11 protein-coding genes are annotated in these 10,862 nt (G+C 35.1%); 3 read left to right on the forward strand and 8 right to left on the reverse strand.

Annotated features, from left to right (window positions below; genetic code table 11):
- Positions 1-48: 48 nt before the first annotated feature.
- The 5 genes from AC3DU7_RS13815 to AC3DU7_RS13835 all read right to left on the reverse strand — a co-directional run bounded on the left by AC3DU7_RS13815 (position 49) and on the right by AC3DU7_RS13835 (position 3,873).
- Entirely contained in the window at positions 49-291 is a 243-nt protein-coding gene (locus AC3DU7_RS13815; RefSeq protein WP_488039911.1) for a hypothetical protein, read from the reverse strand.
- 379 nt (positions 292-670) lie between these two features.
- Positions 671-1,336, reverse strand: coding sequence for an HAS-barrel domain-containing protein (locus tag AC3DU7_RS13820; RefSeq protein WP_488039912.1), 666 nt, complete (start codon positions 1,334-1,336; stop codon positions 671-673).
- 642 nt (positions 1,337-1,978) lie between these two features.
- Positions 1,979-2,173, reverse strand: a complete 195-nt coding sequence (locus AC3DU7_RS13825; protein ID WP_488039913.1) for an NAD(P)H dehydrogenase subunit NdhS — start codon at positions 2,171-2,173, stop codon at positions 1,979-1,981.
- 148 nt (positions 2,174-2,321) lie between these two features.
- Positions 2,322-3,392 (reverse strand): Mrp/NBP35 family ATP-binding protein, encoded by a 1,071-nt coding sequence (locus AC3DU7_RS13830; protein ID WP_488039914.1) that lies wholly within the window; start codon positions 3,390-3,392, stop codon positions 2,322-2,324.
- 322 nt (positions 3,393-3,714) lie between these two features.
- On the reverse strand, positions 3,715-3,873 hold the full coding sequence (locus AC3DU7_RS13835) for a hypothetical protein (protein ID WP_488039915.1): 159 nt from the start codon (positions 3,871-3,873) through the stop codon (positions 3,715-3,717).
- A 145-nt stretch (positions 3,874-4,018) separates the two neighbouring features.
- Here AC3DU7_RS13835 and hemF point away from each other — a divergent pair, with 145 nt between their 5' ends.
- Positions 4,019-5,062 (forward strand): oxygen-dependent coproporphyrinogen oxidase, encoded by a 1,044-nt coding sequence (gene hemF, locus AC3DU7_RS13840; protein WP_488039916.1) that lies wholly within the window; start codon positions 4,019-4,021, stop codon positions 5,060-5,062.
- A 59-nt stretch (positions 5,063-5,121) separates the two neighbouring features.
- Positions 5,122-5,496, forward strand: a complete 375-nt coding sequence (locus AC3DU7_RS13845) for an STAS domain-containing protein (protein ID WP_488039917.1) — start codon at positions 5,122-5,124, stop codon at positions 5,494-5,496.
- 946 nt (positions 5,497-6,442) lie between these two features.
- Here AC3DU7_RS13845 and AC3DU7_RS13850 read toward each other — a convergent pair.
- The gene (locus AC3DU7_RS13850) at positions 6,443-7,078 is read right to left on the reverse strand and encodes a CpcT/CpeT family chromophore lyase (RefSeq protein WP_488039918.1); all 636 of its coding nucleotides are present in this window, start codon (positions 7,076-7,078) and stop codon (positions 6,443-6,445) included.
- An 811-nt stretch (positions 7,079-7,889) separates the two neighbouring features.
- On the opposite strand from AC3DU7_RS13850, the gene psb29 reads away from it, so the two are divergent.
- The gene (gene psb29 / locus AC3DU7_RS13855; protein ID WP_488039919.1) at positions 7,890-8,609 is read left to right on the forward strand and encodes a photosystem II biogenesis protein Psp29; all 720 of its coding nucleotides are present in this window, start codon (positions 7,890-7,892) and stop codon (positions 8,607-8,609) included.
- Between the two features lie 526 nt (positions 8,610-9,135).
- Here psb29 and AC3DU7_RS13860 read toward each other — a convergent pair.
- Complete coding sequence (locus AC3DU7_RS13860; protein WP_488039920.1) at positions 9,136-9,666, reverse strand: late competence development ComFB family protein; 531 nt, start codon at positions 9,664-9,666, stop codon at positions 9,136-9,138.
- Between the two features lie 197 nt (positions 9,667-9,863).
- Complete coding sequence (locus AC3DU7_RS13865; protein WP_488039921.1) at positions 9,864-10,739, reverse strand: M23 family metallopeptidase; 876 nt, start codon at positions 10,737-10,739, stop codon at positions 9,864-9,866.
- Positions 10,740-10,862 lie beyond the last annotated feature (123 nt).

The raw sequence follows: 10,862 nt of genomic DNA on the forward strand, positions 1-10,862 counted from the left end.
AGGCTAAAACCAATATCAGTAAAGACATTTAGGTTTAATCAGCAAGCCCTAAATAGTTTCAAAGAAAAACCATATTAGTAATGCTGAAAAAGTTATGGTCAAAAGGCGTGCTGAAAAAACATATTTTCCAACTATACTAAACCATAATGAAAGCAATGCTGGGAAAAAGAAAGGCCGATCGCTCCAAATTTCTGTCTGCGGTGAGTAACCCTGCATATAAAGTGAAGCCCTCATTAATTGAAGTCCTTCATCAAAATTGAGTTGGAATTCCTCCTTTAAGGGAACAATCATAGGTACTATGATAATTGCTAGTACTAGATATAGTAGAAGCAAAGATATTTCAACAATGAATAATGAATAATGAATAATGAATAATTACCTCTCCTTGAAAAGAAGAGGATTGACTAATAATGAAATTTTTTTTATTATCCCCTTAAAAGGGGAGGCTTTAAACCACAATTTTTCGGTAAAATACTTTTCGTTTAATCATCATTTTTGAGTTATAAATTTGATACGAAAAGACTCTGTATTTACTTTAGTTATTTTACTTTTAATATCATGTCTTTTGCGGTGCGTTGGTGTAAGCCCAAGCATGAATATATATAAGAAATAAATTTAAGTTTTTTTCTTCCTTCCTCCTTCTTCCTTCTTCCCTCTTCCTTCTTCTTTTTTAAGGATGTATTTGCCCTAATATTATTTTTAAACGATCATAATCATCCCTCAACAAAACACTCATATTTCTACCTGCCTGAACTAACCAATTACGGTCTGCTTTTCTCAGTTGATAAATTTCTCTAATAGTAGCAGCTACTAAAGCATCCACAGGAGCATCAATTAACTGTAATAAAGTCCGCAAAAAATCTAACTTTTCACTAAACCTAATGATTTCTTCTGGTTCACATAAATAAACTGCTTGATGAATTTGAGGCGGACGGGGTGGAAGATATTGGTAAATTATGCCATTTTCTGCTGTAGAACCATTTAACTGTTCTTGAGACTTAAAACCTACTATTGCTGCCCTAAATTCTGTCTTCAACATAGCAAAAATTTGGGGTTGTTCTTCACGTAACTGAGCTAAAGACATTCCCAAAGCTCTTGCTCTATGTACTGAATCAATAGGTAAAGTAGTTGCATAATAAACCACTCCATAAATCTGATTTCCTGATTGTTCATCCTCCGATTTTACCCAAGTACCAAAAGCAGGCATCATCGGAAAATCTAACTCATTTGGTTCTAAACATTGAGCCAAAAATTCTGTAGTTACTGTTTCTATTACTTCAGCTATGTAATTTTTATGGCGATTTGTATTAGCAAACTGTGGTAAAGGAAGACGCATAATGTAGATAATTAATAATTAATAATTAATAATTAATAATTAATAATTAGAGTTTGCTGAATAAGTCTTTTTTTCAGGGGAGTAGCCAGAATCCAGAATTCATAATCCAGGAGGCATGAGATTCCGAGAAGAAACAGCCAGAAGAATCTTCCCTTGATTTTCTAACCCTTTTTTGCCAAAAACCCTAGATTTTTGAACTGGAACTACCTAAAAGCTGATACTTTATTAGTACCTGCAAAGTCTGAAACCTTTGCCATTAAAAACTTTGATATTTAATCAGCAAGCCCTAATTAATAACTAGACAGTGCAAAGTTATTAAAATAACTATTGCTACCTAAGGCTTTCAGCTATCTAAAGATTAAAAACTCTTTGTTCAAAGCGGTAAATACTGTAAGCCTTTTCCAGTAATACTTTACAGTCTTCAAAACAAATCGTTGTTTGGAATAACTTTTTGTACCCTCCAGTTAATAATTAATAATTACCTTTTCTTAAAATTATAGAGTTGGTAAGCAGAATTTATTGTCTTTATTTATTGTTGACATCAAAGACTTTCAATCTGAATTATTCAGCTATAAATATAAAAAAACATCTACTCTTTAGTAAGCATTCCGGAAGAAATGCTTACACTATTTACTAACTAAATTATTTTTTCTTGCGACCTGCCGTTGCATCTACTAACTCTAATTCTGAGATTCTAAATGTTATCAACTTATCCCAATTTCCACCTTCAAATAATACAGCAGCTTTACCATCACTTACTCGTTGAACTTGTCCTTGAAATCCATAATAAGTATCACTAATATTTTTAACTCTAACTGCTACACCAGGTAAAATCATAGTTTTCTACTCCTATCAAAAATTTTCTTAATTTTAGGAAAATGAAGACTTTTTTATTGTAATATTTTTGGCATCTTTGACATCTTCCCGACACTGCTCTAAGTTAAAAAAATAACTTCTGACTTCTGATTTCTGACTTCTGACTTCGTTAAGCCAAAGCCACAACAGAAACTCTAGCAGCAATTTTTTGAGCGATCGCTTTCAACTCTTGAGCGGAACTAGAGTTGGGAGCGCCAACTACAATAGGAACTCCAATATCCCCACCTTCTCTAACAGGCATTTCCAAAGGAACACCTCCAAGTAGTGGTACACCTAGTTCCTCTGCTGTTCTTTTACCACCACCAGAACCAAAAATGTCATACTTTTTCTCTGGCATATCTGGAGGGACAAAATAACTCATATTTTCAACTATTCCCAATACAGAGACCCCCAACTGCTGAAACATTTTTAGACCTTTGCGAGAGTCCAATAATGCCACTGTTTGAGGAGTTGTCACAATTACCACTCCAGACATAGGGACAGCTTGAGCTAATGTTAATTGAGCATCACCAGTACCAGGAGGCAAGTCTACCAATAAATAATCTAAATCGCCCCATTGTACTTGGTACAAAAATTGTCGGATAATTCCATTCAACATTGGACCACGCCAAATTACAGGTTGATCTTTATCAATTAAAAAAGCCATAGAAACCAACTTTACTCCATGATTAAAAGCTGGTTCCAGGACTTCTCCAGATTGTCCTGCTTGTACCATAACTTTAGCATCTGCCAGACCTAACATCGTTGGGTCATTAGGACCATAAATATCAGCATCAATCAAACCTACTTTAGCGCCCATTTGAGCTAAGGCCACAGCTACATTCACTGCTACTGTGCTTTTACCCACTCCACCTTTGCCACTAGAAACAGCAATAATATTTTTCACTCCATCAATACCTTGACGGTCGGGTATAGTTTTCTGCTGAGGAGTCTCTGCTGTTACATCTACTATTACTTCCTTCACACCGGGTAGTTGCTTGACAGCCTTTTGACAATCTTCGACAATAAATTCTCGTAATGGACAAGCTGGAGTTGTCAATACTAAGGTGAACTCAACTTGTCCATCTTTAACTTTAATATTGCGAATCATATTTAGTTCTACCAAACTCTTCTGTAGTTCGGGGTCTTGTACTGGTCGTAAAACATCCAGAATAGATTGAGTATCGGGTATAATTGACATAAAAATATCCTTCAAAAATTAAATCTTTCTTAGATTATATCTGTTATTTGCAAAGTAATGTTACGTATACTCCTGACTTAATTTTGACTAATAATTAAATTCATTATTAATTTTATTAAAAGCACTCAGTTTTAAACTATAATTAAAAACTAATACTTTTAGGAAGTCTACAAAAATGATGAACGATGAGATGAAAAACTAAACTTAGTAATTAGTAAAAGAATCAATAGTAATTAGCTACAAAATTTTTTGTAATTAAATGATTAAGTAAGTAAGTAGAACGGTGCAAAAAAACAAAAGTATGTAACGAAAAGTAAATTTGCTAAAAACTCTCTTCCTTTTTGCCCTCTGCCTCCTGCCTTTTCATAACGATAAATTTCAACACCGACCTACTTAAATTATGTTCTACCAGTTCGTAGAGATGTAGATTAATAGGCAAGACTAATTCAGTAACTAAGAATGATACTTGAGTATCAGACATATATCTATGACATGATAGGTCTATCTACTTAATAAAAGCTGGAAAAAATTAGGAAAATTTTACTAGACGATCGAGAACATGGTAGGATAAAAAACCTGGAAAGATATATATAATTTTTAGTTAATTTGAGACGCATATTGTACCTATGACAGCTTCCACTGAAACCAAAAAAACAACACCTCTATCTCTATCAATGAGTAGCACCCAAGGTCGAGTCAGTAAATTTATGCAGGACCTACAGGATGAAATTTGTCAAGGACTGGAGCAATTAGACGGAATAGGAAAATTTCAAGAAGACCGTTGGGAACGTCCAGGTGGTGGTGGAGGAAGGTCTCGTGTAATTAGAGACGGTGGGGTTTTTGAACAGGGAGGAGTGAATTTTTCGGAAGTGTGGGGAGATAAACTACCACCAAGTATACTAGCGCAAAGACCAGAAGCCGAAGGTCATGGTTTCTATGCGACAGGGACTTCAATGGTACTGCACCCTAAAAATCCTTATGTACCAACAGTACATCTCAATTATCGATATTTTGAAGCAGGACCTGTATGGTGGTTTGGTGGAGGTATAGATTTAACTCCTTACTATCCTTTTGCCGAAGATGTTGTCCATTTTCACAAAACAATCAAGCAAGCCTGTGACAAAAATCACAAAGAATATTACTCTGTGTTTAAACATTGGTGTGATGAGTATTTTTACTTGAAACATCGTCAAGAGATGCGGGGTGTAGGAGGTATCTTCTTTGATTATCAAGATGGTCAAGGAGAATTATACAAAGGTCCAGATAGTCAAGGACCAGCAGCAATCTATAGTCAGCAGTTAGGAATTCCTGAAACTCGTAATTGGGAGTCTTTGTTCAAATTTGTACAAGATTGTGGTCAATCATTCTTGCCAGCTTATACCCCAATAGCAGAGCGACGTCAAGCCACAGAGTATGGCGATCGGGAACGTAACTTTCAACTGTACCGACGTGGCCGTTATGTTGAATTTAATCTAGTATATGACAGAGGTACAATTTTTGGATTGCAAACTAATGGTCGTACAGAATCAATTTTGATGTCTTTACCACCTTTGGTTCGCTGGGAATATGGCTATAGTCCAGAACCCAATACACCAGAAGCTCAACTGTATGAAGTATTCTTAAAACCTTATGATTGGGCTAACTGGACACCAAATACCCACCTAGTCTAAGTTAAACTACAGTCAGATGGGCAACTACCATAACTAATATCATCCCGAGGGAAGGGTCAGTGATTCATATTGAGCAAAAAACCCACAAAACTCCATCCGGCACAACAGTCATCGTCCTAGCGCCAACTGGACGTTTGGATATCACAACAGCTTGGCAATTCCGCCTCAAGTTGCAGGAATGTATCTCTAAACTGAGTCGTCATGTAGTCGTCAATTTAGGTCAGGTTAACTTTATTGATAGTTCTGGACTTACATCTCTGGTAGCAGGGATGCGAGATGCTGACAAAGTTAAGGGTAGCTTCCGTATTTGTAGTGTTCATCCAGAAGCTAAACTCGTATTTGAGGTAACTATGATGGATTCTGTGTTTGAGATTTTTGAAACAGAAGAAGAAGCTCTTAATTATGATGAAGTTCATGAAAGTAACAGAGCTTAATCCTACTAAAGTAGGACTAATTAATTTTATATCTGAACAAACTGTCCAGCAGAATCCTTAGTTTAATAAATTAAAATTTAGATTGAAATGGGATTACCAAGACCAGTCATAATACAGTAATTTGTAATTATTTTAGTAGAGGGTATATTGGATTCTTCGGTCCGATATACCATTACTACGTAGAGCTATTAGTAAATTTTACTGGAGTTAAAAACTGACAACTTTTTGTTAAAAAAGTTTTTTGGTAAATCCACTGAATCTTCTAGATTTGACGTAAACAGAAATTCTCATAGTTGTTGTAGAAACTTACTTTTAGTTGATGACCAAGTATAGATATATTAATTTTTTCTGGTTTAAACATCAGCTAAAAATCCTCAATTACAATCGCACTTAAATTTAGCTAGCTATGAATTTCAATAATATCTATAGCAATTCCCACACTTATGAGGTACAAAATTTTAGGTTTGAGGAAATAGGGAATAGGGAATAGGGAATAGGGAACAGGAAATAAAAAGACAAAAAGAAACTGTACCTCACGACTTTGGGAAACGCTATAGATAGTTAAAGTAATACCTAAAAATTTATTATTTCTGGCATATAGTCTACCTTACCTGCAATTAATTCAAATTCAGTTGGTATAGACTTTGTTATTTGGTGAAATATCTGTTCTGTATTAGTTGAACTCAGAGTTAAGCTTAATGATCTGAATGGCTACCAATTATTAAAGTCTGGTGGCCTTTTTAGGTAAATTTGAATATTGCTGCACTACTTAAGGTTTGCTGATTAAATTTCAAAGCATTGACTGATAAATGTTTTAGTCTTTTTGGAGCAAAAAAAGTGCTAGCTTTAGCAGACAAAGGCAGAAAAATCTTGGGACAGCTCTTCTTCCTACATCCTAAAATTTATTCCCATTCCTCCTGTCTCATACCCCTACTAAAAGATTTTTTCAGCAAGCCCTACTTAATAAAATCAGTTCTGAACTAAAGCTACTACATTTTACAAATTTGTAAGGTCCCATTAAAGCACCCCAAGTACCTTTACCTGTTTGCGGATCTATACCTTTGTCATAGCTGACAAACTCTTGAGCATTAACTTCAAAACCCAATTCAACTTGGTAATATTGATTTTGATAGGTAAAGCCACAAACTTCACCAGGAGCTAAAATAGCTTGAAAATATTCATTATTTTGACCATAGTTGTGATTTATCACCTCTAGAGTACAACCAGGTAAAAGCTCCATTTGGTTAGGTTTAAGCTGTTTAAGAATGTCTGGGTTTCTCCCCGCTCCGAGAATAGAGGGCACATTTTTTGGTAAATAGTACTGAATTTGTAAGGATGTGGGACTATCTGATAATTGTCGAAGTTGCATAACTCTAGGTCGATATGGTTGGTCTAATTTGAGAATATTTGCTTGCTCGGCAAATAAAGCAATGCTAGGTTCTGGAAACAGATTAATAGGGATAGGTCTGTGCCATAGTCGGAGTTGAACATACCATGCAGGGTCTGCGATCGCTTGAATGGAGTTATCAAATTCACCAGCAAGATGTTTAGCTAAAGATATTAACTCTTGAGAAAAGTTCATATTTCTTTTCAATTTTGATTAGAATAACTGTACAGATTACCTAATTCTTATAATTTTATGTTGAACCCCTGCTTATGCTATCTAAAATGGAGCGTTGAGGACTTCCGATCAATAGAAGATTATACCGGGAGATGAATCGCCACTAAACAAACAATAAGCACTCCATTGATATAGAATTATGATATGATGAAGGGATGCTGATACTAACCGATTTGTTATCGAAGTGTCACTGTGGTTGGGCAGATTCTAGAAGAAATTGACTGTGTAGGGGTACTCTCGGGGGTTGTTTTCAATCTAGATAAGTGCTACTCAAGCAGTAACCGTAAATCTGGAGGTTTGGGAATATCTAGTTATAATCGCTCTTATTTAACGGGAGAGGATGTCAATATTAACTAAGTTCTCATGAACTATAACGTTGGGAGCGACAACTTTTAAAGCATTGGCTGTAGCAAAGTTGTAGAAGATAGTCTATCTGAAATGGAGCTTTGAGGACTCCCGGTATAATCTCCGTTACCTTGTTTATACTAAATTGCAGTTGCGTCAGCATAGTTCCTCAAAGAAATTATGAGGAAATACAGGGTAGTCTGCCGATATTACCAGATAGATTCTTTTGAAAGCTCCCGTGTATTAACCGGGGGATAAAAACTTTGATTATCACTTGCCCTTTAAGTTGATAGAATGCTCCATCGTGTCATACAGTAATTATAAAGTCAAACCCACCCTGCTTTTCCAGTACTATATGCTTTCAAGCTGACCTAGTAGGAAATCAACATCTAACAGGGATGGGATCATATAAGAATTAGAACACCAGGTGAATAATATTCGTACTGTTTCAGATACTAAGAAAGCTTTTTATAATTCTCACACCCGTCCAATTAACTCTATATACAATCGAGTTGTTGAAGAGCTGCTAGTGGAAATGCACCTGATTTCCGTTAATGCTAATTATAGCTATAATCCATTTTATGCTTTGGGTATAGTTACAGCTTTTGACCGTTTTATGGAGGGATATTTTCCTGAACAGGACAAAATTTCTATTTTTAATGCTCTGATTCAAGCACAAACAGAGGAGCCAGATAAATATCGTGCGGATGCTAAAGGATTAGAAGATTTCGCTACGCAAATGTCTGGAAAGGATATGCTTTCGTGGATTTGCTTATCAACAGATAGAGATGATGCTCAACATTTGCAAGATAATTTAAGAGCCATTTCCGATGGTTATCAATTTAAGTATAATCGCCTATTTGCTATAGGTTTATTCACATTACTAGAAATAGCAGATACAGATTTAGTTAAGGAACAACAGCAACGTACAGAAGCTATGAAGGAAATTTCTCAGGCTTTAAACCTGCCAGAAGAAAAATTATTAAAAGACATAGATATGTATCGTAGTAATTTAGAGAGAATAACTCAAGCTCGTAGTGCTATGGAAGATACTCTGATGGCAGCTAGGAAAAAACGAGAGAAACGTAGCTTAGAAAAAGGGAATGTACCTACTTCTGCGAGTAAGACTTCAAACAATAGTAATTAAGTATAAATAACTAAAGATTGAATAGTTTAATATTTAGTATTTTGACTGTATTTTTTTAAATAGGGTTTGCTGAAAAAGTCTTTTGGTAAGGGGAGGAGTCAGGAGTCAGGAGTCAACCTGCCACTAACTCCTCCCAGGAGTGGAAGTCAGGATAAATAGGAATTATAGAAGAGATAGATAGGAAGAATTGTCCCAAGATTGTTCTGCCTAACTCTTAACCAAAATCCTAAATTTTTGAACCATTATCACCCAAAACCTTTATCTGTAAATATTTTTACATTAGATCGGTAAGCCCTAATTAATTATTTATTACATAGATAGTATTTATAATATGTAGTCTGCTTGTTGATAATGATATTAAGATTGTCAAATTTTTATTTTTAAATACTATATATTAAGCAAATAAAAACTTAAAATAATTCATAATTACTAATACAAATAAGAACAATTTTTTTCTGTAACAATCATTTTTATCCTAAGAACAAACAACCTTAATTTTCCGATCTAGTAAAGATAATTCTAATTATTAATCAGACTGTTGTTCATACCGTGGAGCATTAAATTTAAGTAACTCACTAAGTTGCGAACTAACATCGGGAGAATTACCAAAAGGTGTAGGGTTAATTGGTTGTCGGTCTATATTTTGAGCAACAGCTTCATTCACCTGCTGAGAAATTAGATTTTGAAGTTCATCTTTAGCCTTAGACCTCTGAAACTGAGCGCCTTCCTCTGTAGTCGCATATAAAGGAGGAAGTCTATTTAAAGCATAAGCTGCAATATCGCCCACATCAAGAGTTTTGTCACTAGTTGCCTCAATTTCTGCCACTCGTGCGATCGCTTCAGAAAGGACTAATTCTTCCATCACATTAATAAATTGTTTACGAGGTAAAACAACAACTTCTCCTGTCAATAAAGCTCCCATTAGACGGTCAAGAGCCATATATTCTTCAATTGATAATTCAGAAGCCGTATTACAAATTAGTCCTACCTCTGCTTCCATAGAAGGTGTTAAATAACCATCTTGTAAAGCTTGTTCAACAATTTTTTCTATACTCATAAGTTTTATTTAAGTTAACTGAGAAGAATTTTCAAATAATATTTCTACTACTTATTTTATTAGATTAAGATTATAAGTTAATCAAAGTCAAGGTCTACTATCATCTTAATTTCTCAGAACATAACTTAATACCCACATAATATTTTTATATAAAACAAATTTTCTGAGTCTTGATATATTTGTTGATTAGAAAAGTTTTATTCAATACCTTTATATCGCCAAGGAACAGGATCGACCGCTTGACCAGATACATATAATCCCCAATGTAGATGAGGACCTGTAGATGCCCCTGTAGATCCTACACCACCGATTAACTGGCCAGCTTTAACAAAATCGCCTTCTTGAACATTGATACGACTCAAATGAATAAAAATGCTCGTTACACCTTGACCATGATCGATACCCACAGTATTACCATGAATTTCAAAACCCTGAGATTCTAATCCTACTAGAGCAACACGACCAGCAGCAGGAGCTACTACAGGAGAGCCATTATAATCTGCATAATCTACACCACGATGATAATAGTTTTCAGCGAACTCCCCATTATAATACCGTCGCACCCCATAAATTGTACTTACAGGACCTTGGTTGGGTCGAAGAAATGGACCATTCCAAAATTTCTGTGGAGTGGCAAGTTTTTTAAATTCTCCCACTCTGTCAAATTCTAAGTCTGTTCCTTTGAGAGAATCTTTGCCAGGAGGCAGCCAAATAGATTGAGTGGGAAAAGAGCGACCTTGCAGATTTACATTCACATTCTGTACACCTGCTTCAGTTGTAATTTGAAGCTGTCGTGTTCCCGATAGGTCTAAAGGAGTAGTTGGTAATAATGCCCTTAATTTATTTTGTCCAATTGAAAAAAATGGATAAATTTTTCCATCCATCTTAACTGTGGGAGTTGCTCCGCCAATGGATTCTTGAATTACAACTGATAAAGTATCTCCAAGTTGTGGGTTAGTAGGAGTTATTTGTACAGTTTGGCTAAATCCGGGGCTAGCTATTACCAGTATTGTTGTAACTATAGCTAAGATTAAATTAGGGATAAACTGTTTAATTTTGATAGACCAAAGCATTAGTTTTTTTAGTTAATATTTTTCTGATTTCTGATTAATTAATGACATTATACTTGCACATTCAAATGAAAAATATATCCTCATCTGAGAAATAATCTACTTGAATAAAACTTGAGGTCGTAG

This window comes from Okeania sp. (genome assembly GCF_983059655.1).

Excerpts from the sequence above, each read along its gene's own strand:
- AC3DU7_RS13815 (WP_488039911.1), bottom strand. The coding sequence starts at position 291 with ATGATTGTTCCCTTAAAGGAGGAATTCCAACTCAATTTTGATGAAGGA.
- AC3DU7_RS13820 (WP_488039912.1), bottom strand. The coding sequence starts at position 1,336 with ATGCGTCTTCCTTTACCACAGTTTGCTAATACAAATCGCCATAAAAAT.
- AC3DU7_RS13825 (WP_488039913.1), bottom strand. The coding sequence starts at position 2,173 with ATGATTTTACCTGGTGTAGCAGTTAGAGTTAAAAATATTAGTGATACT.
- AC3DU7_RS13830 (WP_488039914.1), bottom strand. The coding sequence starts at position 3,392 with ATGTCAATTATACCCGATACTCAATCTATTCTGGATGTTTTACGACCA.
- AC3DU7_RS13835 (WP_488039915.1), bottom strand. The coding sequence starts at position 3,873 with ATGTCTGATACTCAAGTATCATTCTTAGTTACTGAATTAGTCTTGCCT.
- hemF (WP_488039916.1), top strand. The coding sequence starts at position 4,019 with ATGACAGCTTCCACTGAAACCAAAAAAACAACACCTCTATCTCTATCA.
- AC3DU7_RS13850 (WP_488039918.1), bottom strand. The coding sequence starts at position 7,078 with ATGAACTTTTCTCAAGAGTTAATATCTTTAGCTAAACATCTTGCTGGT.
- AC3DU7_RS13860 (WP_488039920.1), bottom strand. The coding sequence starts at position 9,666 with ATGAGTATAGAAAAAATTGTTGAACAAGCTTTACAAGATGGTTATTTA.
- AC3DU7_RS13865 (WP_488039921.1), bottom strand. The coding sequence starts at position 10,739 with ATGCTTTGGTCTATCAAAATTAAACAGTTTATCCCTAATTTAATCTTA.